General features: G+C 69.2%; 29 protein-coding genes. 11 read left to right on the forward strand and 18 right to left on the reverse strand.

What is annotated here, in order from left to right; translation table 11 throughout:
• The first annotated feature begins 62 nt into the window (after window positions 1-62).
• Both pepN and ACFV9C_RS30400 read left to right on the forward strand, forming a co-directional pair.
• The gene (gene pepN, locus ACFV9C_RS30395; RefSeq protein ID WP_380198971.1) at window positions 63-2639 is read left to right on the forward strand and encodes an aminopeptidase N; all 2577 of its coding nucleotides are present in this window, start codon (window positions 63-65) and stop codon (window positions 2637-2639) included.
• A gap of 170 nt (window positions 2640-2809) precedes the next feature.
• Complete coding sequence (locus tag ACFV9C_RS30400; protein ID WP_380198972.1) at window positions 2810-3247, forward strand: hypothetical protein; 438 nt, start codon at window positions 2810-2812, stop codon at window positions 3245-3247.
• Here the strand turns inward: ACFV9C_RS30400 and ACFV9C_RS30405 are convergent.
• Window positions 3244-4236, reverse strand: coding sequence for an aldo/keto reductase (locus ACFV9C_RS30405; RefSeq protein ID WP_380198973.1), 993 nt, complete (start codon window positions 4234-4236; stop codon window positions 3244-3246). The genes ACFV9C_RS30400 and ACFV9C_RS30405 overlap by 4 nt on opposite strands.
• Before the next feature lie 220 nt (window positions 4237-4456).
• Here ACFV9C_RS30405 and ACFV9C_RS30410 point away from each other — a divergent pair, with 220 nt between their 5' ends.
• Entirely contained in the window at window positions 4457-5056 is a 600-nt protein-coding gene (locus ACFV9C_RS30410) for a hypothetical protein (protein ID WP_380198974.1), read from the forward strand.
• On the opposite strand, the gene ACFV9C_RS30415 is transcribed toward ACFV9C_RS30410, so the two are convergent.
• The 6 genes from ACFV9C_RS30415 to ACFV9C_RS30440 all read right to left on the reverse strand — a co-directional run bounded on the left by ACFV9C_RS30415 (window position 5038) and on the right by ACFV9C_RS30440 (window position 10181).
• A complete protein-coding gene (locus tag ACFV9C_RS30415; protein ID WP_380198975.1) occupies window positions 5038-5619 on the reverse strand; it encodes a GNAT family N-acetyltransferase in 582 nt (193 codons plus the stop codon). The two genes, ACFV9C_RS30410 and ACFV9C_RS30415, sit on opposite strands and share 19 nt — an antisense overlap.
• A gap of 67 nt (window positions 5620-5686) precedes the next feature.
• Window positions 5687-6088: a DUF5130 family protein gene (locus tag ACFV9C_RS30420; RefSeq protein ID WP_380198976.1), complete on the reverse strand. Its 402-nt coding sequence runs from the start codon at window positions 6086-6088 to the stop codon at window positions 5687-5689.
• Window positions 6075-6356 (reverse strand): hypothetical protein, encoded by a 282-nt coding sequence (locus tag ACFV9C_RS30425; RefSeq protein ID WP_380198977.1) that lies wholly within the window; start codon window positions 6354-6356, stop codon window positions 6075-6077. Before ACFV9C_RS30425 ends, ACFV9C_RS30420 begins: the two co-directional genes overlap by 14 nt.
• Before the next feature lie 70 nt (window positions 6357-6426).
• The gene (locus tag ACFV9C_RS30430) at window positions 6427-6927 is read right to left on the reverse strand and encodes a hypothetical protein (protein ID WP_380198978.1); all 501 of its coding nucleotides are present in this window, start codon (window positions 6925-6927) and stop codon (window positions 6427-6429) included.
• 75 nt (window positions 6928-7002) lie between these two features.
• Complete coding sequence (gene malQ / locus ACFV9C_RS30435; RefSeq protein ID WP_380198979.1) at window positions 7003-9120, reverse strand: 4-alpha-glucanotransferase; 2118 nt, start codon at window positions 9118-9120, stop codon at window positions 7003-7005.
• Window positions 9121-9173: 53 nt separating this feature from the next.
• Entirely contained in the window at window positions 9174-10181 is a 1008-nt protein-coding gene (locus ACFV9C_RS30440; RefSeq protein WP_380198980.1) for a hypothetical protein, read from the reverse strand.
• 44 nt (window positions 10182-10225) lie between these two features.
• Here ACFV9C_RS30440 and ACFV9C_RS30445 point away from each other — a divergent pair, with 44 nt between their 5' ends.
• Together ACFV9C_RS30445 and ACFV9C_RS30450 are read left to right on the forward strand one after the other, a co-directional pair.
• A complete protein-coding gene (locus ACFV9C_RS30445; RefSeq protein WP_380198981.1) occupies window positions 10226-10981 on the forward strand; it encodes a mechanosensitive ion channel family protein in 756 nt (251 codons plus the stop codon).
• A gap of 105 nt (window positions 10982-11086) precedes the next feature.
• On the forward strand, window positions 11087-12088 hold the full coding sequence (locus ACFV9C_RS30450; RefSeq protein WP_380198982.1) for a chitinase: 1002 nt from the start codon (window positions 11087-11089) through the stop codon (window positions 12086-12088).
• 51 nt (window positions 12089-12139) lie between these two features.
• On the opposite strand, the gene ACFV9C_RS30455 is transcribed toward ACFV9C_RS30450, so the two are convergent.
• From ACFV9C_RS30455 to ACFV9C_RS30470, 4 genes are read right to left on the reverse strand one after another with little or no spacing between them, the layout of a single operon-like run.
• The gene (locus ACFV9C_RS30455) at window positions 12140-12568 is read right to left on the reverse strand and encodes an OsmC family protein (protein WP_209698828.1); all 429 of its coding nucleotides are present in this window, start codon (window positions 12566-12568) and stop codon (window positions 12140-12142) included.
• Window positions 12569-12594: 26 nt separating this feature from the next.
• Window positions 12595-13014: a globin gene (locus tag ACFV9C_RS30460; protein ID WP_380198983.1), complete on the reverse strand. Its 420-nt coding sequence runs from the start codon at window positions 13012-13014 to the stop codon at window positions 12595-12597.
• A 15-nt stretch (window positions 13015-13029) separates the two neighbouring features.
• Window positions 13030-13446 carry an acyl-CoA thioesterase gene (locus ACFV9C_RS30465; RefSeq protein WP_380198984.1) on the reverse strand — a complete coding sequence of 139 codons (417 nt, stop codon included), beginning with the start codon at window positions 13444-13446 and terminating at the stop codon, window positions 13030-13032.
• Window positions 13446-13871: an acyl-CoA thioesterase gene (locus tag ACFV9C_RS30470; protein ID WP_380198985.1), complete on the reverse strand. Its 426-nt coding sequence runs from the start codon at window positions 13869-13871 to the stop codon at window positions 13446-13448. Before ACFV9C_RS30470 ends, ACFV9C_RS30465 begins: the two co-directional genes overlap by 1 nt.
• Window positions 13872-13962: 91 nt before the next feature.
• Between ACFV9C_RS30470 and ACFV9C_RS30475 the strand changes: the two genes are divergently transcribed.
• Together ACFV9C_RS30475 and ACFV9C_RS30480 are read left to right on the forward strand one after the other, a co-directional pair.
• Entirely contained in the window at window positions 13963-14718 is a 756-nt protein-coding gene (locus ACFV9C_RS30475) for an SDR family oxidoreductase (protein ID WP_380198986.1), read from the forward strand.
• A gap of 12 nt (window positions 14719-14730) precedes the next feature.
• Window positions 14731-15186, forward strand: a complete 456-nt coding sequence (locus ACFV9C_RS30480) for a MaoC family dehydratase (protein WP_380198987.1) — start codon at window positions 14731-14733, stop codon at window positions 15184-15186.
• Here ACFV9C_RS30480 and ACFV9C_RS30485 read toward each other — a convergent pair.
• Window positions 15183-16067: a GNAT family N-acetyltransferase gene (locus ACFV9C_RS30485; RefSeq protein WP_380198988.1), complete on the reverse strand. Its 885-nt coding sequence runs from the start codon at window positions 16065-16067 to the stop codon at window positions 15183-15185. The two genes, ACFV9C_RS30480 and ACFV9C_RS30485, sit on opposite strands and share 4 nt — an antisense overlap.
• Window positions 16068-16157: 90 nt before the next feature.
• On the reverse strand, window positions 16158-17060 hold the full coding sequence (locus ACFV9C_RS30490; RefSeq protein WP_380198989.1) for a GNAT family N-acetyltransferase: 903 nt from the start codon (window positions 17058-17060) through the stop codon (window positions 16158-16160).
• A 204-nt stretch (window positions 17061-17264) separates the two neighbouring features.
• On the opposite strand from ACFV9C_RS30490, the gene ACFV9C_RS30495 reads away from it, so the two are divergent.
• A complete protein-coding gene (locus ACFV9C_RS30495; protein ID WP_380198990.1) occupies window positions 17265-17795 on the forward strand; it encodes a hypothetical protein in 531 nt (176 codons plus the stop codon).
• Here ACFV9C_RS30495 and ACFV9C_RS30500 read toward each other — a convergent pair.
• On the reverse strand, window positions 17786-18757 hold the full coding sequence (locus tag ACFV9C_RS30500) for a helix-turn-helix transcriptional regulator (RefSeq protein ID WP_380198991.1): 972 nt from the start codon (window positions 18755-18757) through the stop codon (window positions 17786-17788). The genes ACFV9C_RS30495 and ACFV9C_RS30500 overlap by 10 nt on opposite strands.
• 54 nt (window positions 18758-18811) lie before the next feature.
• On the opposite strand from ACFV9C_RS30500, the gene ACFV9C_RS30505 reads away from it, so the two are divergent.
• The gene (locus ACFV9C_RS30505; protein WP_380198992.1) at window positions 18812-19387 is read left to right on the forward strand and encodes a TIGR03086 family metal-binding protein; all 576 of its coding nucleotides are present in this window, start codon (window positions 18812-18814) and stop codon (window positions 19385-19387) included.
• On the opposite strand, the gene ACFV9C_RS30510 is transcribed toward ACFV9C_RS30505, so the two are convergent.
• Genes ACFV9C_RS30510 through ACFV9C_RS30520 form a run of 3 tightly spaced genes read right to left on the reverse strand, consistent with a single transcriptional unit; the run spans window position 19384 to window position 22514 of the window.
• Entirely contained in the window at window positions 19384-20136 is a 753-nt protein-coding gene (locus tag ACFV9C_RS30510) for an SDR family oxidoreductase (RefSeq protein ID WP_380198993.1), read from the reverse strand. The two genes, ACFV9C_RS30505 and ACFV9C_RS30510, sit on opposite strands and share 4 nt — an antisense overlap.
• A complete protein-coding gene (locus ACFV9C_RS30515) occupies window positions 20136-21356 on the reverse strand; it encodes an acetyl-CoA C-acetyltransferase (RefSeq protein WP_380198994.1) in 1221 nt (406 codons plus the stop codon). The genes ACFV9C_RS30510 and ACFV9C_RS30515 overlap by 1 nt, the downstream gene beginning before the upstream one ends.
• A 12-nt stretch (window positions 21357-21368) precedes the next feature.
• Window positions 21369-22514 carry an acyl-CoA dehydrogenase family protein gene (locus ACFV9C_RS30520; protein ID WP_380198995.1) on the reverse strand — a complete coding sequence of 382 codons (1146 nt, stop codon included), beginning with the start codon at window positions 22512-22514 and terminating at the stop codon, window positions 21369-21371.
• A 73-nt stretch (window positions 22515-22587) separates the two neighbouring features.
• On the opposite strand from ACFV9C_RS30520, the gene ACFV9C_RS30525 reads away from it, so the two are divergent.
• Complete coding sequence (locus tag ACFV9C_RS30525; RefSeq protein ID WP_380198996.1) at window positions 22588-23187, forward strand: TetR/AcrR family transcriptional regulator; 600 nt, start codon at window positions 22588-22590, stop codon at window positions 23185-23187.
• A 43-nt stretch (window positions 23188-23230) separates the two neighbouring features.
• Here ACFV9C_RS30525 and ACFV9C_RS30530 read toward each other — a convergent pair whose 3' ends face one another.
• Entirely contained in the window at window positions 23231-23800 is a 570-nt protein-coding gene (locus tag ACFV9C_RS30530) for a YceI family protein (protein WP_380198997.1), read from the reverse strand.
• Window positions 23801-23954: 154 nt separating this feature from the next.
• Here ACFV9C_RS30530 and ACFV9C_RS30535 point away from each other — a divergent pair, with 154 nt between their 5' ends.
• Window positions 23955-24413 carry a MarR family winged helix-turn-helix transcriptional regulator gene (locus ACFV9C_RS30535; RefSeq protein WP_380199125.1) on the forward strand — a complete coding sequence of 153 codons (459 nt, stop codon included), beginning with the start codon at window positions 23955-23957 and terminating at the stop codon, window positions 24411-24413.
• Window positions 24414-24415: the final 2 nt, after the last annotated feature.

The following is a 24415-nucleotide window of genomic DNA, read 5'->3' on the forward strand; positions in this document are numbered from 1 at the left end:
AATACCCAATGTCGCGGGGAAACCCTCGGCGAACCTGAGAACCACGTGCATAGGATGCGGACATGCCTGGAACCAACCTGACGCGCGACGAGGCGCGTTCCCGTGCGGCAGTGGTCAGTGACGTGAGCTACGCGATCGAGCTCGATCTGGCCGATGCCCCGACCGGCGCACCGACGTTCCCGTCGGTGACCACCGTCACGTTCGCCGCCGAGGCCGGCGCGAGCACGTTCGCCGACCTGATCGCCGACCAGGTCCGGGAGGTGACGCTGAACGGCGTCGCCCTGGACCCGGACACGGTCTACGACGGCGCCCGCATCCAGCTGGACGGGCTGGCCGAGCGCAACGAGCTCACCGTGGTGGCGGACTGCCTGTACTCGCGGACCGGTGAAGGGCTGCACCGTTCGGTCGACCCGGCTGACAAGGAGACCTACCTCTACACGCAGTTCGAGGTGCCGGACGCCCGCCGGGTGTTCACGACTTTCGAGCAGCCCGACCTCAAGGCCCCCTTCACCTTCACCGTCTCCGCACCGGCCCGCTGGGTCGTGATCTCGAACGCCCCGACCCCGGAGCCGGCGCCGTACCAGGGCGCGAACGGCGAGGAGCTGGCGCGCTGGGAGTTCCCGCCGACCGAGCGGATCTCGACGTACATCACCGCGGTCGTCGCGGGTCCGTACCACGTGGTCACCGACACCTACGAGGGCCCGCACGGGTCGTACCCGCTGTCGCTGCTGTGCCGTCCGTCGCTGCAGGGCGCGCTGGACGTCGACGACCTGTTCGAGGTCACCAAGCAGGGCTTCGCGCTGTTCGAGGAAGCGTTCGGTACGCCGTACCCGTTCCACAAGTACGACCAGGCCTTCGTGCCGGAGTACAACATGGGCGCGATGGAGAACGCGGGCTGTGTGACGCTGCGGGACGAGTACCTGTTCCGCAGCCGGACGACGCACGCGGAGATGGAAGCCCGCGCGAACACCGTGCTGCACGAGCTGGCGCACATGTGGTTCGGCGACCTGGTCACGATGACCTGGTGGGACGACCTGTGGCTGAACGAGTCGTTCGCCGAGTGGGCCAGCCACTGGGCGCAGGTGGTCGCGACGACGAAGTACAACGACGCCTGGACGACGTTCTGCAACGCCCGGAAGAACTGGGCGTACCGGCAGGACCAGCTGCCGTCGACGCACCCGATCGCCGCGGACATGATCGACTTCCACGCGGTCGAGGTGAACTTCGACGGCATCACCTACGCCAAGGGCGCGTCGACGCTGCGGCAGCTGGTGGCGTTCGTCGGCGAGGAGACCTTCGTCACCGCGCTGAAGGAGTACTTCAAGGACCACGCGTTCGGGAACACCGAGCTGACCGACCTGCTGAAGCCGCTGGAGAAGGCGTCCGGGCGCGACCTCGACGACTGGACCGAGCGGTGGCTGCGGACCGCCGGCGTGAACACGCTGCGCGCCGACTTCGCGGTCGACGACCAGGGCGCGTTCACGTCGTTCGCGATCGAGCAGACCGCGACCGAGAAGTTCCCGGTGCTGCGGCCGCACCGGCTCGCGGTCGGCCTGTACCGCCGTACCGACGAGGGCCTGGTCCGCACCGAGCGGTTCGAGGTCGACATCGACGGCGCGCGGACGGAGCTCCCGGAGCTGACCGGCGCAACCCAGCCGGACCTGGTGCTGCTGAACGACGACGACCTCACCTATGCGAAGATCCGGATGGACGAGCGGTCCCGGGCGACCCTGGTGGAGTCGATCGACCAGCTGACCGAATCGTTGCCCAGGGCCCTCGCCTGGGGTTCGGCGTGGGACATGACCCGGGACGCCGAGATGCCGGCCAGCCAGTACGTCGGCATCGTGCTGCGCGGGATCCGGGCCGAGACCGACCTGACCGGTGTGCGCTCGCTGCTCAACCAGGCCGGCAACGCGATCAACCAGTACGCCGCCCCGCAGAACCGGCCGGCCCTGCGCGCGCAGTACGAGCAGGCGCTGTCCGAGCTGGTGGCCGGTTCCGAGGCGGGCAGTGACCACCAGCTCGCGTTCGTCCGGGCGTACAGCTCGGCCGTCTTCTCCGAGGCCGGCGCCGAGCGGCTGGCGGGCTGGCTGGACGGCCGGGACCTGCCGGCCGGCCTGGTCGTCGACACCGACCTGCGCTGGACGCTGATCGTCGCGCTGGCCCGGCTCGGCCGGATCGGTGCCGCCGAGATCGACGACGAGCTGACCCGCGACACCACGATCACCGGTCAGGAGCGGGCCGCCCAGGCCCGGGCCGCCCGGCCGACCGCGGAGGCCAAGGAAGAGGCCTGGCAGGTCGCGGTGGAGTCCTCGGACACCCCGAACGAGACGCAGTTCCGGACCATCCTCGGGTTCCAGCAGCCCGGCCAGGAGGACCTGCTGCGGCCGTACGTCGAGAAGTACCTGAGCGCGGCCAAGGACGTGTACACGCGGCTCGGCTCGTCCATGGGCGAGAACGTGCTGGTGTACCTGTCGCCGCGGCACCTGGCCGACCAGGCGGCGTTGGACGCACTGACCGGCTGGCTGGCCACGGAGTCCACGGCGGTGGACGCCCCGACACTCCGGTACGTCACCGAGGCCCAGGCCGACCTGACCCGCGCGATCGCCGCACAGGCAACGGATACCGCCACCAACTGAGGGTTTCTGACAGGGCTGGTCTCACTCTGGGACCGGCCCTGTCGCTTTGAACCTCGTCGTGCGGTAAGACTGGAGCGGTGCCCGCCTCTGACCCCGCCTTGGCTGGTGCGGCAGCTGTTGCGCTGACCGGACTCGCAGAGGCGTACCGACCCCGCCCCGTCACTCCCCTGATGCCCTGGCGCTACGCCAACCGCCTGGTGAAGCCGTACGTCGTCACGGCCCGCGGACGGCAGTGGGACGACGAGATGGTCGAGATCGCCCGCGGTACGGCGACCCGGCAGCTCGAGTTCGACGACGCCATGGGCGCCGTCGGGCTCGGTGTCGTCGTACTGCACCTGGGCGACGACGGTGTCTACCTGGTGGTGCAGAGCTGGGCGCGGGACTTCCAGTCCCGGCTGAGCATCTTCAGCGGGATGGACGTCGACGATCTGCGCCCGGCGCCGCTCGGGGCCGCGCCGTGCGTGTGGGAGCTGGAGGTGCTCAGCCACGAGCGCACGGCGTACGTCAACCACATCTTGTCCGGAGATGTCGACGTGGACGGCTGGCTGGACGACGCTCTCGACACCCGCCCGACCGTCCGGTACGACGGGATCCCGTCAGGGACCTAGTTGTTGCCGGCCGCGTCCAGCCGTTGACGCTGGTCCGGTGTGAGCTCCAGGTCGGCCGCAGCGAGGCTCTCGTTGATCTGCGCGACCGAGGACGCGCCTACCAGTGCCACGGTCGGGATCTCACCACCAGTCAGCCAGGAAAGCACCACCTGGTTGGCCGTTGCGCCTGTCTCCTTCACGACCTCGTCCAGCGCGCTCTTACGAGCTCTCGTACCGGCGTGGTCGTAAGACTCGTCCAGTGGCCTGTCGGCTCGCACGTACCCGCCACTGAGCAGCGGTGTGTACGCCACCAAGGTGGGACCAGGCTCACCACGCAGATAGCTCAGCAGGTTGCCTTCGGCGACTCCGATGCTGCCGTCCTTCGAACGGAGCCCACCGAGGTCGGTACGGGCCCGGAAGTACGTGTGGTGGTACTGCAGCAGGTCGTGCGACGGCAGACCGGCCGCGGCCGCCACCGCCCGGTACCGCTCGAGCCGCCAGGTCCAGTAGTTGCTCAGCCCGACCAGCCCGACCAGGCCTTCCTGGACAAGCGATCCGAACGTCTCGACCTGCTCCTCGATCGGTACGGCGGGGTCGTCGATGTGGGCGTAGTACACGTCCACGTGGTCGCGGCCGAGGTTGTCCAGGCTGCGCGCCAGCGACTCCTTGACGACCTGCGCCGACAGGCCTTCCAGGTTCTCGCTCAGCTGCTTGGCCGGCTGCGGCGGCCGGCCTCCCACCTTGGTCGCGATGGTGAGTTCGTCGCCCACCCCGCGGCTCTTCAACCAGCGCCCGAGCAACTGCTCGCTCTCGCCGCCCTGGGTGCCGTTGACCCAGAACGCGTAGTTGTTGGCCGTGTCGACGAACGTCCCGCCCGCCTCGACGTACCGGTCCAGGACCGCGAACGAGGTCGCCTCGTCGGTCACCGTACCCATCAGCATCGCCCCGAGGGCGATCGTGCTGACCCGGCGCTGTCGCGCGGGGTCGCTCCCAATCGTCAGCTCTCGCATGCGTCCAGCCAAACAACTAGAGCGCTGTCTAGGTCAAGCCCCGTGGTCGCGCGGACGCCGTCCGTATCCATCAAACGATTGCTGGTCGGCGGATCGTGAGGGGGCGTGCGCGCTGCGCGACATCCCTTGCAGGAAAGAGATTCTTGCCACCTGAAAGCCGCTCACTTTCCTCGGAGTTCGGTCTAAGCTGCACCGAAGTTCTTGGGGAGGGACCCTTGTCGTGACACGTGTCGGGCACCGCAGGAAGAAGAAGCGCTCGCGGAGTGCGGTCAGTGCGGGCATCGTGGCCGCGCTGGCGCTGGCCGCCGTGCTGGGGTTCATCCTCACCCGGGGCACGACCACGAGTCCGAGCGCCGACGGGCTGCAGATTGGTTCGGGAACCGACAACGGCGCCGCGGCGCCGACCACCAGCGCCTCCGGGACCGCCACGAAGGGCGACCGGAAGCCGCCGGTCTCGCAGACGCAGCCGACGGTCAAGGTGCAGACCACGACCCTGCCGCCGGTCAACACCGGGCCGGAGTCGCCGAAGTTCAAGCACGGCGAGTGGATCGCCGTACTGGACAAGTACCCGGCCGACGCGGGTGACACCGCGAAGGCGACCGCCACGAAGGTCACGCGCGCCGGGATCCCGGCGAAGGCGATGCTGGTGAACGGTCAGTACCCGGGCCTGAAGGACAGCTCGCTGGCGCCGGTTACCGGCACCTGGATGGTGTACCTGGGTCCGGGCCCGTCGTCGGAGCAGATGGTCAACCTCTGCCAGGACCCGCGCACGCAGGCGGCGTACCCGAGCCCCTGCCCGACCTACGAACCGGCCGGCTGAGGTACGGCGTCGGTCGCGAGGCGGGCGTGCAGGTGGGAGTCGTGCCGCTGTCCGGTCGGCTCGACGTAGTACTCGCGCATCACGCCCTCGAGCTGGAACCCGGCGCGGAGCGCGACGTGGCAGGACCCCTCGTTCACGAGTGAGTGGTCGAGCGAGATGCGGTGCAGCCGCAGGCCGTCGGCGGCGAAGCCCCAGCGGGCGGCGGCGTCCAAGGCGCGGGCACCCAGCCGGCGGCCGCGGGCGACCGGGCTCACCCAGTACGCCGCGACTGCCTGGTCGGGCACCCGGTGCACGTCCCGCAGGGTCACGCTGCCGACCACCCGGTCGGTGTCGCGCTCGGCGATCGCGAAGACCGCGTTGCCGTGCGCCCAGCCGTCGATCCGCGGGTCCAGCCACCTGCGGCCCCGCAGAGCCGCCGGTGAGCTGATCACCGCGGTCCCGGCGGTCCAGCGCAGGATGCCGGGATCCTCGAGCGCCGAGGCCACCGCGGCCTCGTCGGACCCGACGAACGGGCGAAGAACCACATCGCCCAACTCGATGCGATGCGGCTGCAGTGCGGCCATGGCTAGAGCATCTCCCTCAACACCCACGCCGCGCCGAACAACTGCTCGGCGCGGTGGAAGGCGTGTCCTACAGCTTGTGCGGCTCGTTGTTCGCGTGCAGCAGCGGCGCCTGGTGGGCGTGCGCGCCGAGCTGCTGGACGCCGGTGACCAGGCCGCCGGCGAGGTCGCCGGTCGCGAACGAGGTCTGCATGGTCAGCGCGGCCAGACCGGCGGCCGCGTCCGACAGCTGGCGGCGGGCCTGCTCGCCGGTGATGATCTCCAGCCGGCGGCCGGCGGGGTCGACGTACACCAGGACGGTGCTGTCTGGGTCGTCCAGCTCGTTCAGCAGCTCGACCGCGAACGGCCGGGTCTCCGAGTCGGCGCCACCGACGTACACCGAGAAGTGCAGGCCGGACGCCTCCTCGGCGTTCCGGACCGCGCGCTCGATGTCGTAGAGCTGGTCAGGGGTGAAAGCGTCACCAGCTGGCACTTGCGCCTCCGATCGTGCGGGCGACGCCGGCGGCGGCGGTCGCGGTGGCAGCCGGAGCGGGGTCGAGCTCGGGCAGGTGGGCGGGGTCGGGCTTGGTCGCGGCCGGACCGTTGATCCAGACCGGCGGTGCCCACCAGGACAGCCCCGGACGGTACCGCGGCCCGTTCGCGATCGAGGAGGCGAACGTCAGCAACGCCACCACCGAGATGACCAGCGCCGGAATCCCGACGAACACCAGCAACGAGTGCCCGGACAATTCAGCAATCACGCCAGCAGACTAGTACCTGACAGCTGCCGGAGGAGCCACCGCCCCTCCGGCAACGGTCGGCGCAGCAGGCTCAGCAGCCGCCGCAGTTGTAGTACGTCACGTCCCAGTGCGAGCCCTCGTCGGCGTAGATGTTGCCCGCGCCGGACTGCCACTGCGGGTAGCCGTCGCCGCGGTTCGCGATCCGGGTGAACCCGTGGATGTAGTTCGTGATGCACGTGTTCTTCCCGAGGTCGACCTTGTAGCCGTTCCAGTGGCTGTACGTGCCGCTGGCGTGCCCGGTCTCGGTCCCGCCGGTGATGTTGATCGCGCAGCCGCTCGCGGTCTTGAGCGTACGAACGCCGTACGCGGTGCTGTCGTTGATCTGGTCGAACGACGTGCAGGTCGCCACGTTGCGGTTCGAGCAGTTGCCGCTGGACGACCAGGTGATGCCGGCCGCGCGGAAGATCGCGGTCGCCTGGGCGTGCGTCATCTTCGTGACCGCGGAGGCCTGTTCGACCACCACCACGCCGGGCAGCAGCCCGGCGAGGACGGCGACCAGCGGTACGACGACACGTCGGAGCACAGATTTCATGGGGACACTCCTTGAAACGGGGCGGTTTTTCAAGAAGTCAATTTCCCGCGAAAGATATTTCCGAAACGCGACCACCTAGATGTTGAGGGCGCCGATCAGGCGGCGGAGGCGGAGGTTGTTGGGGAGGTCCTCGACCAGGACGGGGTCGCCCTCGGGGCCGCCGAGGGGGACGCGCCAGTTGGGGTACTCGTCGGTGGTGCCGGGCTGGTTCTGGGTACGGCGTTCGCCGACGGCGTCGGTCAGCGCGACGCCGACGAGCTTCGCGGGCGTGTGGGCGACGTACCTGTGCAGCGCCTCGACGATCCGCTCGACGTCCCCGTCGGTGTTGCTGAGCAGGTGACGCTCCCGGAGCGCGTTGAGCCACGCGTCGCGGTCTGCCTCGTCAACAGCGAGCTCCTCGGCCACAGGGCGCGTGAGCAGACCTAGGCGATTCCGTAGCTCGACATGGTCGCCGGCCAGGTACCCCGCCGTCGGCGGGAGGTCATGCGTCGTCACAGTCGCCAAGCACAGCTCCCGCCACCGCTCGGGCGCCAGGGGCTTCCCGTTGGCGTCCCGCTCGAACCAGAGCACCGAAGTACCCAGAACGCCGCGTTCGGTCAGGTAGTCGCGCACCCACGGCTCCACGGTGCCCAGGTCCTCGCCGATCACGGTGACCCCGGCCCGCTGCGCCTCCAGCACCAGGATGCCCACCAACGCCTCGTGGTCGTACCGCACGTACGTGCCCTCGGTAGGCCGCTCCGGCGACGTGACCCACCACAGCCGGAACATGCCGAGGATATGGTCGATCCGCAGCCCGCCACCGTGTCGCATCACCGCCCGCACCAGGTCCCGCCAGGCGGCGTACCCGGTCTCGGCCAGCGCGTTCGGGCGCCACGGCGGCTGCGACCAGTCCTGCCCCTGCTGGTTGAAGGCGTCCGGCGGAGCACCCACGTGGATGTTCGGCGCCAGCACGTGCTGCAAGGCCCACGCGTCAGCGCCGTCGGGATGTACGCCGACAGCCAGGTCGTGTACGACGCCCAACGACATCCCGGCCGCCTTCGCCCGGGCCTGGGTCCGCCCCAGCTGCTCGTCCAGCTGCCACTGCAGCCAGCAGTGGAACTCGACCGGGTCCGGGTTCTCGTTGCGGAAGGCAACAACCGCGGGCGCCGTCGGCTCCTGCAGCTCCTCCGGCCACTTGCTCCACTCCGGACCGTGGACGTCGGCGATCGCGGCCCAGGTCGCGAAGTCGATCAGCCCCTGGCTCTCGCGGTCGCAGTACGCGCCGTACTCCGCGATCCGCCCCACGGACGGCTGCACGCGGAACAGCACCTGGAGTGCCTCACGCTTGGCGGTCCACACGGCGTCCCGGTCCAGCATGGTCGAGTCCTCGCTCAACGCCCGCGCCTGCAGCGCTAGCGCCCGTACCTGGTCCCGCTCCATCGGGGCGAGGTCGCCGTACTCGTCGATGTCCTCGATGCGCAGGTAGATCGGGTTCCCGAACCGCCGTGACGCCGGCAGGTACGGCGACGGCTCCATGCGTCCGGCCAGCTCAGCAGCGTGCAGGGGGTTCACCAGGACGAAGCCGGCGCCCAGGTCGTGCGCCGACCAGGCAGCCAGGTCGCCCAGGTCGTGCAGGTCGCCGATGCCCCAGGAACGCCGGGACCGTACCGAGTACAGCTGGAGGACCCAGCCCCACGTGCGCGGCAGCTTCTCGGGCTCCAGCTTCCGCGGCGTGACGATCAGCGTGCTGACCGAGATCTCCGGGTTGGTGCCGACCCGCGCGCACAGCCGGTGATACCCGAGCGGCAGGTCACCCGGCAGCTGGAACGTCGCCTCACCGACCTGGACGCCGTCGATCCACTCCGGCTCGACCCAATGGTCCTGCTGCGGGATGTCCCGCCGCTGACCGCCGTCCTCCAGATCCACCCACACCTCGGCGGTAGACCCGTGCGGCAGGTGTACGGCGAACCAGGGCGTCCAGCCCGCACGCATCACCACGGTGGGCGGCAGCGTACGGCGCCAGCGCGCCTGCTGGTGCTCAGCCAACGCAATGGTGGCCTTCTGCGGCGTGGACGCGTCGACACCGAGTGCAGCGAGCACATCGGACACGACCTCACTGGAAACGACCACATGCTCGCCTTGCCAGTTCCAGTACTCCGTGGCCACGCCATGGGCGACTGCAAGCTCGACAAGGGCCGGAGTGGGAGCTGTCACCCCAGCGAGTCTGCCGTATCAACCGCAGCTAGGGCGAAACGGCGCGCGTTGCGTTACTCGTTCGAACGGCGACGGCTGAGCATCAGCACCGCCAGGAGCAGTACGCCGCTCGCGACGACCAGCCCGACCGCTACGCCGGCCAGGTTGTCGGTCAGCTGGTACAGGGCGGTCGGCCAGATCACCAGCAGGATCGCGCAGCCCACCACGGCGTACGCCGAGCGCCGGGTCCGCCCGTACGCGACCAGCAGCGCGGCCGGGCCCGCCGTACCGACGGCGAGCGCCATGATCTCGCCGCGCTCCTGCACCAGCCAGCAGATCGACGAGCTGAACATCGCGGCTCCGGCGAGTGACCACGACGTCACCTGATCGCGCACCAGGCCGAGCATCGCGAACACGAACGCGACGACGATGAACCCGGTGCCGGCGATGCCCGCGCTGTTCGCGGCCGACCCGGTGTCCGGAGTCAGGACGTCCGAGGTGATCACCAGCACACCGACGGCGAGGATCCCAAAAGTTGCCACCAGCAACGATGACTCCTTGAGCCACCACAGCCCGCCGGCCGCCAGCGCGAGCGCGACCACCACTCCCGCGACCCGCCCGGCCTCCCCCTCGATCGCCACGAACGTCGCAAACCCGGCCACGCAACACCCCAGCGAGGCGAGCGCCGCGCTGAGCTGCGCGCGACGTCCCAGCAGGGCCAGAACGACCGCGACACCGAGCAGTACGACGGCGGCCGTCGTGCCGGTACTGATCCGCGCGGCACGCCCCATTTCACCCCAGTTCGCCAAGGTCAGGAGCGCAACGGCGCCGAGCAGCAGCGCGCCGCCGACGTACCCGAGAACCTCGACCAGAGCGTTGGTATGGACCGCTACCGGCGGCGTCTTCCGCTTGGCCGGTTCGGAGGGCTCCGGAGCCTCCCCGGAAGGCCGCGGACGGCCCGGGTCGGCGAGCGCCGCGTCGATCTCCGCGTCGGCCGCGTCCCGGATCGAGTCGGCCTGGTACTGGCGCAGCACACCAGCACTCACGAGCCTGGAAAGCTCGTCGTCCAGCCGGCTCGACATGCGATCGCTTCTCCTTGTCAGCCCTACTAACATCAGGCGGCGAGATGCCTATTCTGACCAGCTACCTTGTGTCCCTAGTCAGTCACCCCCTGTTTTCGCTGCCGAGCTCGTTCCCGACCTTCTTCCGGACCGGCTCCGACGGCAAGCTGGAGATGACCGATCAGATCATCGTCGTGCCGGCCCGGATCGCCGGTCTGATCATCGGCTTCTTCGTGCTCCGCTGGGTCCTGCACAAGATCATCCGCCGGTTCGCCCGGCGGACCGGGAACGGCGCGGTGGCCGGCGTCCTCGCGAAGTCGAAGCGGGGGCAGGAGTTCGTCGAGAACACCCTCGCCAACGAACGCCGGGCGCAGCGCGCGGAGACGATCGCCTCACTGCTGACCAGCACGGTGACGATCGTGCTCACCGCCGTCCTGGTGGTGATGGTGCTCGCCGAGCTCGGGTTCAACATCCTGCCGGTGATCGCGTCCGCGAGCATCATCGGCGTCGCGCTCGGTTTCGGCGCGCAGACGCTGGTGAAGGACTTCCTGGCGGGCGTGTTCATGATCTTCGAGGACCAGTACGGCGTCGGCGACCTGATCGACATGGAGAAGGCGACCGGCGTCGTGGTCGCGGTCGGCCTGCGCATCACCACGCTACGCGGCGAGGACGGCACCACCTGGTACGTCCGCAACGGCGAGGTCGTCCGGATCGGCAACCTCACCACCCGCGACCCGAACAGCACCTCGTCCTCCGGCGTCGGCTCCAGCACCGAGAAGGAAGCGGAAGCCGCCAAGTCCGACGAAGGGTCGCACGAGTAATCAACAGTTGACGTCTTGCGATCGGCGGGGTGATGATCGAGCAGAATCATTAGGAAACCTTCCTATTGATTCGGACTCTGACCGCCCCCCGATCCAAGGAGAGTCATGAAGATCCTCGTGAGCGCGGTGACCGCCGCGTGCCTGGCGACCGGTGTCGCGTCCGTCGCGCAGGCAAGTACCCGGCCGGTGAGCAGCCCGCAGGTACGGGCCGCCGACGCGGCCGCGATGCCCGCGGCGCCGTACCTGTACCTCGGCTGGGGGAACCCGCAGAAGCCCGCCGACGTGATGAAGGCCGCCGGGAACAAGTGGTTCACGCTGGCGTTCGTCCTGTCCGACGGCGGCTGCAACCCGAAGTGGGACGGCAGCCGGCCGCTGACCGGCGGCTCGGACCAGTCCGCGATCAACAGCATCCGGGCGGCCGGCGGCGACGTCATCCCGTCGTTCGGCGGCTGGTCCGGCAACAAGCTCGGCGAGAAGTGCAGCTCGGCCTCCGCACTGGCCGGCGCGTACCAGAAGGTGATCGACGCCTATCAGCTGAAGGCGATCGACATCGACATCGAGGACACCGAGTTCCACAGCTCGACCGCCCGGCAGCGGGTGGTCAGCGCGCTGAAGATCGTGAAGAGCAAGAACCCGGGCATCACGACGTACATCACGATGGGCACCGACCAGGGCGGCCCGGACGCCTCGGGCGTCGACCTGATCAAGAAGGGCGCGGCCGCCGGGCTGGCGAACGACGGCTGGGTGCTGATGCCGTTCGACTTCGGCGGCGGCTCGACCGACATGGCGACGCTGACCAAGACGGCCGAGGAAGGCCTCAAGGGCCGGCTGAAGAGCGCGTATGGCTACTCCGACGACGAGGCGTACCGGCACATGGGAATCTCGTCGATGAACGGCAAGACCGACGACTCCGGCGAGACCGTTCGGCTGTCCGACTTCAAAACACTGCTCGCGTACGCGCAGCAGCACCACCTGGCCCGGTTCACGTTCTGGGCCGTCAACCGCGACCGCGCCTGCGGCGGCAGCAACACCGACGGCGACACGTGCAGCGGGATCTCCCAGAGCGCGTACGACTTCACCAAGGTGATCGCGCAGTACCGGCGCTGAAACGCACGAGTGCCCCGGCGCGGCGCGCCGGGGCACTGCTGTGCGTGGGGCTCAGGCGGTGAAGGTGACGTCCAGCGTGATCGGGACGGCGGACAGCGCCTGCGAGACCGGGCAGTTCTTCTTCGCGCCCTCGGCGAACTCGGCGAACTCGTCGGCGGTCAGGCCGGGGACGTTGCCGTTCACGGACAGCTTGATGCCGGTGATGCCCTCCCCCGGCTGGAAGGTCACGTCGGCCTGGGTGTCGATCGACGCCGGCGGCTTGCCCGCACCGGCGAGCGCGTGCGACAGCGCCATCGAGAAGCAGGTCGAGTGCGCGGCGGCGATCAGCTCCTCCGGGCTGGTCTTGCCGTTCGCGTCGTTCGCGCGGGAGGCCCAGGTGACGTCGTAGGTGCCGACACCGGAGGACTCCAGGGCGACCTGGCCGGCGCCCTCCATCAGCGAGCCTTCCCAGTGCGCCTTCGCCGTACGAGTGGTAGCCATGCTCGTGTTGTCTCCTTAGAAGAGGTTCAGCGTCCGGACACGTCGATCGCGCCGGGATAATTGGGTTCGTCGGTGTTCACCATGCTCTGTGCGGCCATCACCATGTACGTCCAGATCTGCTCGTCCTGTTCGGGCGTCAGACCGAGCTCGTCCAGCGCGGCCCGCATGTGGCCGAGCCACCGGTCCCGCTGACTCGGGGTGACCGCGAACGGGGCGTGCCGCATCCGCAGCCGGGGGTGCCCACGCTGCTCGGAGTACGTTTTCGGGCCGCCCCAGTACTGCTCCAGGAACATCCGGAACCGCACCTCGGCCGGACCCAGATCCTCGTCCGGGTACAGCGCCCGCAGCTCCGGGTCGGCGGCAACGCCGCGGTAGAACGCGGCCACCAATCGGTGGAAGGTGTCCGCCCCACCGACGGCGTCGTAGAAGCTCTGCTGCTCAGTCATCTCGGATCCAGTCTCTCAAGTGGTCGAAATGTGTTGCAGCAGGGCTGCCCGTTCGTCGTCGCCGAGGGCGCGTTTCGCGTGCGTCGCACCGTCGACGGCGACGATCACCGACTCCGCCTTCGCGTACACGTCCTCGGATTCGCCGCTGCGGTCGACGATCCGGGAGCCGAGCGTGTACGACGACGCACCGACGGCGCTGATCCACACGTCCACGTCGTACGGCGGGTGCCGGAGCAGGATCGGGCGCAGGTAGTCGACCGTCTGGCTGACCAGGACGCACGGGTACTGCTCGAAGTAGTCGCCGGTCGCCGCCATCAGCTGGGTGAGGAACCCGATACGCGCCTCCTGCAGGTAGTCGAAGTACCGGACGTTGTTGACGTGGTCGTACGAGTCGATGTCCGACCACCGGACCTGGACCTGGTATGTGTACATCAGGCGCCCACCAGCTTCTCGAGCGCGGTCCGCTCCTCGGGGGTGATCCGGCGCAGGCGGTTCGCGGTGAAGTCGAACGGCACCAGCCGGGTGCGGGCCTCGACATAGGTACGGCGTTCCGGCTCCGCGTCGAGGATCTCGTAGTCGACCGTGAACGACGCGGCCCGGATCTCGGAGATCCACAGCTCGATCCGGACCGGCTCCGCGCGGAAGTGCAGCGGCGCGCGGTACTGGACCTCGTGCCGGGCGACCAGCAGCCCGGTCTCCAGCGTGTCGGCGCCGAGCTCCTTCGCGGTCCGGAACAGGAAGTCGACGCGCGCGTCCTGCAGATAGTCGACATACCGGCCGTTGTTCACGTGTCCAAGCGCGTCCATGTCGCCCCAGCGCAACGGGCAGTGATAGACGTGGCGGTTGTGATGATCCACACGACGATCATGTCATCCGGGGTACATCCGCCGCGGACAGGCCGTGGGTAATGTCATCCCCGGCAGACCAGTTGACCGATTGGAGTGGTGGATGAGCGCGCAGCGGGTAGCGATCGTGACCGGGGCGGCCCGGGGAATCGGCGCGGCCGTCGCGCAGCGGCTCGCCAAGGACGGCAACGCGGTCGCGGTCGTCGACCTCGACGAGGCAGCCTGCGCGGCGACCGTCAAGGCGATCACCGAGGCCGGCGGCACGGCGATCGCGGTCGGCGCCGACGTCAGCAAGTCCGACCAGGTCGCGGCCGCGGTCGAGCGGGTCGCCGCCGAGCTGGGCGCGCCGACGATCCTGGTGAACAACGCCGGCGTACTGCGGGACAACCTGCTGTTCAAGATGTCCGAGGACGACTGGGACACGGTCATGTCCGTGCACCTCAAAGGCAGCTTCCTGATGTCGAAGGCCTGCCAGGCGCACATGGTCGAGGCCAAGTACGGCCGGATGGTCTTCCTGTCGTCGACGTCGGCGCTCGGCAACCGCGGCCAGGCCAACTACGCGTCCGCGAAGGCCGGCCTGCAGGGGCTGGCGAAGACGCTGGCGATCGAGCTGGGCAAGTTCGGCGTCACCGCGAACGCGATCGCGCCGGGCTTCATCGAGACCGACATGACGGCGGCCACCGCGGCCCGGGTCGGCGTCGACTTCGAGGAGTTCAAGAAGGCGACCGCCGCGACCATTCCGGTGCAGCGCACCGGCACGCCGGCTGACATCGCCGCGGCCGCGTCGTTCTTCTGCAGCGAGGAGGCCGGGTTCGTCTCCGGCCAGGTCCTGTACGTCGCCGGCGGACCGCGCAACTAAGGGAGCCTGAGCATGCCGCAGACCTTCAACGGCGTCGACGAGGTGGCGCACGCCGTCGGCACCCAGCTCGGCGAGTCCGAATGGCTGGAGATCACCCAGGAGCAGGTGAACCAGTTCGCCGACGCGACCGGTGACCACCAGTGGATCCACGTCGACGTCGAGCGGGCGGCGAAGGGCCCGTACGGCGGGACGATCGCGCACGGCTACCTGACGCTGAGCCTGATCGCCCGCTTCGGCGACGAGCTGTTCAAGGTCGACGGCGTGACGGCGAAGCTCAACTACGGCGTGAACAAGGTCCGCTTCCCGGCGCCGGTCCCGGTCGGCAGCCGGGTCCGGGCCGGCGCCTCGATCTCGAACGCGGTCGAGACCCCGGCCGGCGTCCAGGTGTCGCTCAACTGGGTGATCGAGCTGGAGAACTCCACGAAGCCCGCCTGCGTCGCGGAGACCGTCGTACTGCTGGTGCCCTAGAGCGGGCAGATGAGTACGGCGTGGGTCGCGATCCGGTGGTAGCCGAGCCACTCGTTGACGGCGAGCATGGGCGTGTTGCCGTCGTAGTTGGCCGTGTACGCGCCCTGCACGCCGGCGTCCGCGGCGCGGTGCAGGGCGGCCGCCTTCACCAGCTTCGCGAGGCCGCGCCCGCGGTACTCCGGTAGCGTCGAGGTCATCTTCGACCAGATCATCGTGTGATCGCCGAGGCCCATCGTGAACGCCACGATCTCGTCCCGGTACAGCGCGGCCACGCTCAGGTCGAGCACCGTGTCCTCGGACTGCCACACCGCGGCGAACCACTCGTCGTACGGCCGCGCGGAGATCTTCGCGTCGCCGGGTTTGGTGCGCTGGGCAACCACGTCGGCGGCGTACAGCGCCGCCGGCTCGACCTCGGTGAGCGGTGCGAGCCGTACCGCGCTCGGCGGTTCGGGCTGCCGCGGCGCCTTCCGCGGGTCGATGCCCGCGTAGTGCACCTGCCGCGTCTGCCGGTACCCGAACCGGGCGGCCCACTCGACCGAGGACGGGTCCGCGAACACCCGGGCGGTCGTCGCGCCGGCTTCCCGCAGGTTCGCGTGCGTTGCCTCCAGCAACCGCGTACCGATCCCCCGGCGCCGGTACTCCGGCCGGACCAGCAGCCGGAGCTGCCCGTCCAGCGGATCCGAACCGGCGATCAGCCCGGTCGTTGCCCAGCCCACCAGTTCGCCGCCGTCGAACGCGGCGTACGTCGCCCGCCCCGGCACGCCCGGCCGAGCGAGCTCCCGGGTCAGCATGCCGCGCGTGGTCACCAGGTACGGCACCAGTTCGTCGTGCAACGCCAGCGCCTGATCCACGTCGCCGGGACCGGCCGGCCTGATCTCCATCCGAAACTCCTTGGGCACTCCAACAACCAAGTACCCGGAATCTAACGTCCTTCAGGTGCAGACCGGAAGGAAACCGATTACAGCTCTGTCTCAGAGGGTTCGCAACAGGCCCAGTTCGGTCTGGACGCGGTGGTAGCCGAGCCAGTTGTTGACGGCAAGCATCGGGGCGTTGGTGTCGTCGTTCGAGGTGTACGCCGACGTGATGCCGGCCGCGGCCGCCTTGCGGAGGGCGACCGACTTCACGAGCTTGGCGAGACCCTTTCCGCGGTACGCCGGGATCGTGCCGGTCATGCCCGACCACATCCGGTCGCCCGCTGTCTCGACGACCGTGAACGCGGCCACCTCGGCGCCGGCCAGTGCGGCGACGCTGAGCGTCTTGTCCAGGGACGGGCTGTTCCAGATCTCCTCGAGCCACGCGTCGTACTCGACGGCGTCCAGCGGCGAGTCGCTCGGCTCGTCCAGCGACGCGATCGCATCGGCCTCGTACGCCGCCCTGGGGTCCACCGCGTCCAGCGGTACTAGTTCTATCCCGTCCGGAGTCGGCGGCTGATCAGGCAGACCGGTCAGCTCCAGACCCGCGTAGTGCATCTGCCGCGTCCCGTCGTACCCGAGGTTGCGGGCGAACTCGAGACCCTCCGGCTGGACGAACGTCCGCACCCGGACGGCGCCGACCTCGGTCAGATGCTGGTGCAGCCGCTCGGCGAGCTCGCTGCCGATGCCCTGCTTGCGGTGCTCCGGGTGGACGAAGATGAGCAGCCCGGCCTGCCCGGGTTCGCTCGTCCACACGTTCAGCCCGGCCGATGCCCAGGCCACGATCTCGCCGTCACGTTCGGCGACCAGCGGGAGGAACCGCTCTCCCGGTGCCTGCACGGTCAGCATGTGCCGGACCGCCGCGGGCGACATCACCTTGTACGGCGCCACCACCCGCCGTACCGCCGCCACCGCCTCCGCATCGTCCGCCACGGCCTGCCGTACCACCGCCCGAGTCCTCATGCTCCGCGACCCTAGCCAGCACGCCGTACGCACGCCACGCATTAAGAGACGTGATCGCGCGGGTCCCGTGATTCGGCTGTGGGGCGAACTCGTATTAAAGTAGCGCGGTGCTGTCGGACTGAATGCCCCGACCGCCGGAAGTGCCATCGTGGTTGCACGCGACGGGGTCACCGGCGGCGGGGCGTCCACATCTACCCTGGACGGATGCAGCTCCACGACGGCGCGGCGGCCGCGCGAGTTCTCGCCGACCTGATGGTTTCCGACGGCCCGCGCGCCGAGTACGCCGACGCGTTCCGCCCGTTCGCCCCCTTGATCGGCAGTTGGGACCTCGACGTCGCGTGGTACGACGAGACCGGCGCCGTCACCCGCCGTACGCACGGCGAATGGCACTTCGCCTGGGCGCTCGACGGCCGCGCGGTCGCCGACGTCTGGATCACGCCGAGCCGGCTGGCCCGCAGTACCGACGGTGACGGCGAGTGGGGCCTGTCGATCCGGATCTACGACCCGGAACTGCAGGCGTTCCGTTCGACCTGGATGGGCCCGAAGGCGGCGTTCGTGATGCCGTTCGTGGCACACGCGAGCGGGGACACCATCACGCTCGAGGCCCAGTCGGCGAGCACCCGCTGGGAGTTCACCGGGATCACCGTGGACGGGTTCCACTGGCGCAACGAGGACATCGATGCCGATGGCAACGTCATCCTCCGGCAGACTTTCGTGGCGACCCGTCAGCCGTAGGTCGCGACGGCTGCCCGGGCCAGCTCCAGCATCCGCTCCCGAAGGTCCGGCGGCTCCAGCACCTCCAGATCGCCCGCGAACCCGAGCAGTACGCCGCACGCGGCCTCCCGGACCCGGAAGTGCAGCCGCAGGTGCGGCCACTCGTCGTCCGACGGGACGTCGCGCGGCACCTCCCCCTTGGCCAGCATCGGCGCACTGATCCGCCGGATGAACTCGACCTTGTCCGGCCGGACCCGGGTCAGCACATCGACGCCGGCCGGCGCCTGCCGCTCCAGCCCGGACCGCAGCCGCTCCCACTCCGCACGCACGTCCAGCCCGTCGGGCCGCTCGGCCGTTTCCTCGAGTACGTCGACCTCCTCGACCCGCGACACCCGGTACATCCGGGCCGCGCCGCGGTGCGCGGCCACCAGGTACCAGCGGCCTGCCTGCTCCACCAGGCCCCACGGGTCGACCGTTCGTTGCTGCACGCCCTCACTGGCCGACGCGTACCGCAGCCGCACCCGGCGGCGCTTCACGACCGCTTGCCGCAGTACTGGCAAGGCGCCGGTGTCCTCGGCGTCCGCGAACCACCGGCGGCGATCGACGACGATCGCCCCGGACAGTGCGTCCGCGTCGTCCTGCAACTCGACCGGCAGCGTCGCGGACAGCTTGCCCATCGCGGTGTGCAGCGCGTCCTGCAGCCCGAGCTCCTCCGACAGCGCAGCCCGCCCCGACCACGCGAACAACGCCTGCGCCTCCCGCGGCGTGAGCTCACTGACGTCGGCCCGGTACCCCGGCAGCAGTACACAGCCCCCGTTACGCCCACGCTCGGAGTACACCGGCACACCGGCCGCGGACAACGCCTCCATATCCCGCATGACCGTCCGCGACGACACTTCCAGCCGCCCTGCCAGCTCCCGCGCACTCAAGCGCTCGTGCCGCTGCAGCAACAGGATGATCTGCAACAACCGGTCCGCACGCATGTCTCCCACAATACGCGACAGAAGATGTCACATATTGCCGGCGATGCTCTCTTCATGACCTTCGTTCAGAACGACCCCCGACCGCTCTTCGTCCGCGCCCTCGACCAGACGGAACGGCTGATCACCACCACCAGCCCAGAAGACCTCGCCCTGCCGACGCCGTGCGACGAGTACGACGTCAGCACGCTGCAGGGGCACCTGCTGACCGTCATCGCGCGCATCAACCTCGCACTGCAGGGCGGCGACCCGCTGACGATCCCAGTGGTGACCACGGGCGTCGACGACGTACCCGCTGCATGGAAGGAACGCCGCGTTGCCCTCGATGCCACGCTCTCCGACGACACCGTGCTCGGCCGGATCTGCAAGCTGCCATGGGCGACGTTGCCGGGCGCTGCCGCGATCGCTGGCTACACAGGCGAGCTCACGACGCATTCCTGGGACCTGGCCAAGGCCACAGGTCGTGTGAGCGAGCTGGACGACGCCCTGGCGACACAGGTGCTGCCCCTGGTCCGGCAGTTCACTCCGGCCGACCAGCGCGGCGGCCACGTCCCGTTCGGTCCGGTGGTACAGGTGGCCGACGACGCCTCGCCGTACGACCAGCTGGCCGCCTGGCAGGGGCGTCAGCCCTAGACGATCCCGCCGTTCAGCGTGAGGCCGCCGTCGATCGTGATGGTCTGGCCGGTGATCCAGGACGCCTCGTCGGACAACAGGAACCACACCAGCGACGCAACGTCCTCTGGCCGGCCCAGACGCCCCAACGGGTACGCCGCCGCGACCTTGTCCTCACGCCCTTCGTAGAGCGCTCCGGCGAACTTGGTCTTGACCACCGCCGGAGCCACTGCGTTCACCCGGATCTCCGGAGCCAGCTCCATCGCCAACTCCTGCGTGACCCGGGACAGCATCGCCTTGGTCGCGCCGTACCACCCGATGCCGGGCGAAGGCGCCAGACCGGCCACCGAGGACAGGTTCACCACAGCGCCACCGTGTGGGCCCATCCACGCGTCCCGGCACGCCTTCACCCACGCGATCGCGGCCAGCACGTTGGTGTCGACCATCTTGGCCGCAACGGTCTGATCGACGTCCAGGAGCTTTCCGTAGATCGGATTGATGCCGGTGTTGTTCACCAGCAGATCCACCGAGCCATACGTCGCCACCGCGGCCGCGACGACCGCCCCGCGGTGCGAGGGATCCGCAGCGTTGCCCGCGATCGCAAGAGCGTGCTCACGACCGCCCAGGGTCTGCACAGCCTCGTCGAGGGTCTCCTGGGTGCGCCCGGTGATGACAACCCGGGCGCCGTCGGCCACCAGGCGCTGGGCGACCGCCAACCCGATCCCGCGCGAGGCTCCGGTGACGATCGCCGTCCGGCCGTCCAGGCTCATCAGCTGAGGCGCTCGAGCACGATCGCCATGCCCTGCCCGCCGCCGACGCACATCGTCTCGAGGCCGAACTGCTTGTCCTCGAACTGCAGCCCGTTCAGCAGCGTGGTCATGATCCGCGCGCCGGTCGAGCCGAACGGGTGGCCGAGCGCGATCGCGCCGCCGTGCACGTTCAGCTTGTCCTCGTCGATGCCGAGCTCGCGCGCCGACCCGATCACCTGGACCGCGAACGCCTCGTTGATCTCGACCAGGTCGATGTCGTTGATGCTCATCCCGGCCCGCGCCAGCGCCTGCTTCGACGCCTCCACCGGACCGAGGCCCATGATCTCCGGCGACAGGCCACTGACACCCGTGGACACGATCCGCGCGAGCGGCGTCAGCCCGAGTTCCCGCGCCTTGGTGTCGCTCATGATCACGACCGCGGCGGCGCCGTCGTTCAGCGGGCAGCAGTTGCCGGCCGTCACGGTTCCGTCGGGCCGGAACACCGGCTTCAGCCCGCTGACACCCTCGAGGGTCGTCCCCGCCCGCGGGCCGTCGTCCTTGCTGACAACAGTCCCGTCCGGCAGCGTCACCGGGACGATCTCGCGCTCGAAGAACCCGTTCCCGATCGCCTTCTCGGCGAGATTCTGCGAACGGACGCCGAACACGTCCTGGTCCGCACGGCTGATGCCGCGCAGCGTCGCCACGTTCTCCGCTGTCTGCCCCATCGAGATGTAGATGTCCGGGATCTGCCCGTCCGCGCGCGGGTCGTGCCAAGTGTCGTTGGTCTCCGCGTACTTCTCGGTCCGCGCGACCGCGTCGGTGAAGAGCGGGTTGAACGAGCTCGGGTCACCGACACCGGCGGACCCGAAGTTCTTGTACCGCGAGACGCACTCGACGCCGGCGCTGACGAAGATGTCGCCCTCGCCGGCCTTGATCGCGTGGTACGCCATCCGCGCGGTCTGCGTCGACGACGCGCAGAACCGGTTCACGGTGGTCGCCGGCGTGTTGTCCCAGCCGAGCTGCACCGCGACCCGGCGGGCCATGTTCCCGCCGTGCTCATCGTGCGGCTCCGCACAGCCGAGCGCCAGGTCCTCGATCTGGTCCCCGGTCAGCCCCACCTTGCCGACGGCCGCCTTGATCATCTGGACGGCCAGGTCGTCCGGCCGGATCGTGGTCAGCGACCCCTTGTGCGCACGCCCGATCGGCGAACGCGCCGTGGACACGATGACTGCTTCAGGCATTGCCAGTCCCTTCTAGAGGCCGAGGTCGCGGCCGATGAGTTCCTTCATGATCTCGTTCGATCCGGCCCAGATCTTCGTCACCCGGGCGTCGCGCCAGGCGCGGGCCACCCGGTACTCGTTCATGTAGCCGTAGCCGCCGTGCAGCTGGACGCACGCGTCCAGGATCTCGTTCTGCACGTGCGCGCTCCACCACTTGGTCTTCGCGGCGTCCACCGCGGACAGCCGGTCCTCGTCGTGCGCGACGATCGCGTTGTCGACGTACGCCTGGGTCACCTCGGCCTTCGTGACCAGCTCGGCGATCAGGAACTTGTTGTACTGGAACGAGCCGACCGCCTGCCCGAACGCCTTGCGCTGCTTCACGTAGTCGATCGTCTCGGCGAGGATCTGGGTGGCGTGCGCGATGTTCGACACCGCGGCGCCGATCCGCTCCTGCGCGAGCCGCTCCATCATGTGGATGAAGCCGCGGTCCACCTCACCGAGGACGTTGTCATCGGCAACGAAGACGTCCTCGAAGAAGAGTTCCGACGTACCGGACTCGGTCTGCCCGACCTTGTCCAGCTTGCGGCCGCGGGCGAACCCGGCCATCCCCTCCTCGACCACGAACAGCGTGATGCCCTTCGCGCCCTTCGACGGGTCGGTCCGGGCGGCGACGATCACCAGGTCGGCCATGTCGCCGTTCGTGATGAAGGTCTTCGACCCGTTCAGCACCCAGCCGCCGTCGGTCTTCTTCGCGGTGGTCTTCAGCGCGGCCAGGTCCGAACCGCCGGACGGCTCGGTCATCCCGATCGCGGCGACGTACTCGCCGGAACAGAACTTCGGCAGCCAGCGCTGCTTCTGCTCCTCGGTGCCGAGGTCCACGAAGTACGGCGCGGCGCAGTCGTAGTGGATGCCGAAACAGCTTGACAGCGACGCGGAGACCTTCGACACCTCCTCCGCGAACACCGCGTTGAACCGGTAGTCGCCGACGCTCGAACCGCCGTACTCCTCCGGCACGTCCAGCCCGAGGAAGCCCTGCTTGCCGGCCTCCAGCCAGACGGCCCGGTCGATCGTCTTCTCGTCGAGGAACTGCTCCATCCGCGGCACCAGCGAGCGGTCGCAGTACTCCTTCGCGCTGGCACGGAATGCGTGATGGTCCTCGTTGAAGATGACGCGGTCCATGGGGCCTCCCCAAGGCATGAGACGAGTGGCTAAGCGCTTGCTTAGCTTCACGCTTTTGGTGCAAGGTGTCAACGTGTCCGCAGTCACCGATCCCCTGGTGTGGGAGCACGTCCAGCCGGCCGCGGCCCGCCGGCTGCTGACGGGCGCCATCGACGCGTTCGCCGAGCGCGGCTACCAGGCGACGACGACCCGCGACATCGCGTCCCGGGCCGGGATGAGCCCGGCCGCGCTGTACGTGCACTACCCGTCCAAGGAACGCCTGCTCTTCGAGATCAGCCTGTACGGCCACAAGGCCGCCTTGGAGGTACTGCGCACCGCGGACACCGGCCCGACCGCCGCGGATCGGCTGCGCTCGCTGGTCACCGCCTTCACCGCCTGGCACGCCGAGCACCACACGATCGCCCGCGTGGTGCAGTACGAACTGGCCGCGCTCTCCCCGGAGCACCTGGCCGAGGTCGCGACGATCCGCCGCGCCATCTCGACCCAGATCGAGCAGGTGCTCGCGGACGGCGTACGGGCGGGCGAGTTCGTCGTCAGCGACCTGCCGGGCACCACGCTCGCCGTACTGTCGCTCTCGATCGACGTCGCCCGCTGGTACACCCCGCACCGCGGCGAGCCGGCCACCCTGGGCAAGCTGTACGCCGACCTCGCGCACCGAATGGTCCAGGCATAGCAAAACCCCGCACCACCCGGGTGCGGGGTATTCGCTCGGACGATCAGGCCTGCAGCGCGGCCTGGACGTCGAGGTGGATGTCCACCTTGTCACCGATCAGCAGCTTGCCACCCTCGAGCGGGACGTTGAAGTCGATGCCCCACTCCTTGCGGCTGATCGACGCGGAGGCCTCGAAACCGATGATGGTCTGCCCGTACGCGTTCTGGTCGACACCGAGGAACTCGACCGCGAACTCGATCGGCTTGGTGACGTCCTTGATGGTCAGGTCGCCGGCCAGCACGTAGTCGTCGCCCTCGGCCTTGATGGCGGTGCTGACGAAAGTCATCTTCGGGCTCTTCTCGGCGTCGAAGAAGTCGCCGGAACGCAGGTGCCCGTCGCGCTGCGCGTTGCGGGTGTGCACGGAGGCCAGCTCGACGGCGACGTTCGCCACGGACTCCTCGATGGTGTCCTTGACGACGATCTCGCCGCTGAAGTCCTCGAACGTGCCGCGGACCTTGGTCATCAGGTGCCGGACGGTGAAGCCGATCTCGGTGTGCGCGGTGTCGATGGCATACGTGCCGGCAGCCAGGCCGGGGATCGTGCTGGTCAGGGTGCCGGTGGTGGTGTCGCTCATGAGGTCCTCTCGGGGAATGTGGCGCTACTGGTCGGGGGCGACGCAGCCTGGTTCAATAGTTAAAGCTTCAACCGATGACTACGACAGTAGGCAGTAACAGTTTAAATGTCAACCACATTCCCGGTACACTGTTCCCGTGACGACGGAGACTGAGATGGACCGGGGGACTCGGTGGCTCGACGCCGAGCAGCAGGTGGCGTGGCGGGCCTACCTGCTGGGCACCGCACGCCTGATGGCGAAGCTCGACGACGACCTTCGTCAGTTCGGCCTGGGGATCAACGACTACGAGATCCTCGTCCGGCTCTCCGAGGCGCCCGACCGGCGGCTCCGGATGGCCGACCTGGCGGACCGGCTGCACCAGAGCCGGTCCCGCCTGACCCACACGGTCGGCCGCCTCGAGGCCGCCGAGCTCGTCCGCCGTACGTCGTGCACGAGCGACAAGCGCGGCGTCTGGGCCGAGCTGACCGACGCCGGGTTCGCCCTGCTGGAGCAGGCCGCGCCGTACCACGTCGCCGGCGTCCGGGAGAACCTCGTCGACCTGGCCAGCCAGGAGGACTTCGCCGCGGTCGGGCGGGTCTTCGACGCCGTCTCGGAGCACATCGGCCAGCGCTGACC

It is taken from the genome of Kribbella sp. NPDC059898, from assembly GCF_042730855.1.
Classification (GTDB): Bacteria; Actinomycetota; Actinomycetes; order Propionibacteriales; family Kribbellaceae; genus Kribbella.

Excerpts from the sequence above, each read along its gene's own strand:
- pepN (WP_380198971.1), top strand. The coding sequence starts at position 63 with ATGCCTGGAACCAACCTGACGCGCGACGAGGCGCGTTCCCGTGCGGCA.
- ACFV9C_RS30400 (WP_380198972.1), top strand. The coding sequence starts at position 2,810 with ATGCCCTGGCGCTACGCCAACCGCCTGGTGAAGCCGTACGTCGTCACG.
- ACFV9C_RS30405 (WP_380198973.1), bottom strand. The coding sequence starts at position 4,236 with ATGCGAGAGCTGACGATTGGGAGCGACCCCGCGCGACAGCGCCGGGTC.
- ACFV9C_RS30415 (WP_380198975.1), bottom strand. The coding sequence starts at position 5,619 with ATGGCCGCACTGCAGCCGCATCGCATCGAGTTGGGCGATGTGGTTCTT.
- ACFV9C_RS30430 (WP_380198978.1), bottom strand. The coding sequence starts at position 6,927 with ATGAAATCTGTGCTCCGACGTGTCGTCGTACCGCTGGTCGCCGTCCTC.
- ACFV9C_RS30440 (WP_380198980.1), bottom strand. The coding sequence starts at position 10,181 with ATGTCGAGCCGGCTGGACGACGAGCTTTCCAGGCTCGTGAGTGCTGGT.
- ACFV9C_RS30445 (WP_380198981.1), top strand. The coding sequence starts at position 10,226 with ATGCCTATTCTGACCAGCTACCTTGTGTCCCTAGTCAGTCACCCCCTG.
- ACFV9C_RS30450 (WP_380198982.1), top strand. The coding sequence starts at position 11,087 with ATGAAGATCCTCGTGAGCGCGGTGACCGCCGCGTGCCTGGCGACCGGT.
- ACFV9C_RS30455 (WP_209698828.1), bottom strand. The coding sequence starts at position 12,568 with ATGGCTACCACTCGTACGGCGAAGGCGCACTGGGAAGGCTCGCTGATG.
- ACFV9C_RS30460 (WP_380198983.1), bottom strand. The coding sequence starts at position 13,014 with ATGACTGAGCAGCAGAGCTTCTACGACGCCGTCGGTGGGGCGGACACC.
- ACFV9C_RS30465 (WP_380198984.1), bottom strand. The coding sequence starts at position 13,446 with ATGTACACATACCAGGTCCAGGTCCGGTGGTCGGACATCGACTCGTAC.
- ACFV9C_RS30475 (WP_380198986.1), top strand. The coding sequence starts at position 13,963 with ATGAGCGCGCAGCGGGTAGCGATCGTGACCGGGGCGGCCCGGGGAATC.
- ACFV9C_RS30480 (WP_380198987.1), top strand. The coding sequence starts at position 14,731 with ATGCCGCAGACCTTCAACGGCGTCGACGAGGTGGCGCACGCCGTCGGC.
- ACFV9C_RS30485 (WP_380198988.1), bottom strand. The coding sequence starts at position 16,067 with ATGGAGATCAGGCCGGCCGGTCCCGGCGACGTGGATCAGGCGCTGGCG.
- ACFV9C_RS30490 (WP_380198989.1), bottom strand. The coding sequence starts at position 17,060 with ATGAGGACTCGGGCGGTGGTACGGCAGGCCGTGGCGGACGATGCGGAG.
- ACFV9C_RS30495 (WP_380198990.1), top strand. The coding sequence starts at position 17,265 with ATGCAGCTCCACGACGGCGCGGCGGCCGCGCGAGTTCTCGCCGACCTG.
- ACFV9C_RS30500 (WP_380198991.1), bottom strand. The coding sequence starts at position 18,757 with ATGCGTGCGGACCGGTTGTTGCAGATCATCCTGTTGCTGCAGCGGCAC.
- ACFV9C_RS30505 (WP_380198992.1), top strand. The coding sequence starts at position 18,812 with ATGACCTTCGTTCAGAACGACCCCCGACCGCTCTTCGTCCGCGCCCTC.
- ACFV9C_RS30510 (WP_380198993.1), bottom strand. The coding sequence starts at position 20,136 with ATGAGCCTGGACGGCCGGACGGCGATCGTCACCGGAGCCTCGCGCGGG.
- ACFV9C_RS30515 (WP_380198994.1), bottom strand. The coding sequence starts at position 21,356 with ATGCCTGAAGCAGTCATCGTGTCCACGGCGCGTTCGCCGATCGGGCGT.
- ACFV9C_RS30520 (WP_380198995.1), bottom strand. The coding sequence starts at position 22,514 with ATGGACCGCGTCATCTTCAACGAGGACCATCACGCATTCCGTGCCAGC.
- ACFV9C_RS30530 (WP_380198997.1), bottom strand. The coding sequence starts at position 23,800 with ATGAGCGACACCACCACCGGCACCCTGACCAGCACGATCCCCGGCCTG.
- ACFV9C_RS30535 (WP_380199125.1), top strand. The coding sequence starts at position 23,955 with ATGGACCGGGGGACTCGGTGGCTCGACGCCGAGCAGCAGGTGGCGTGG.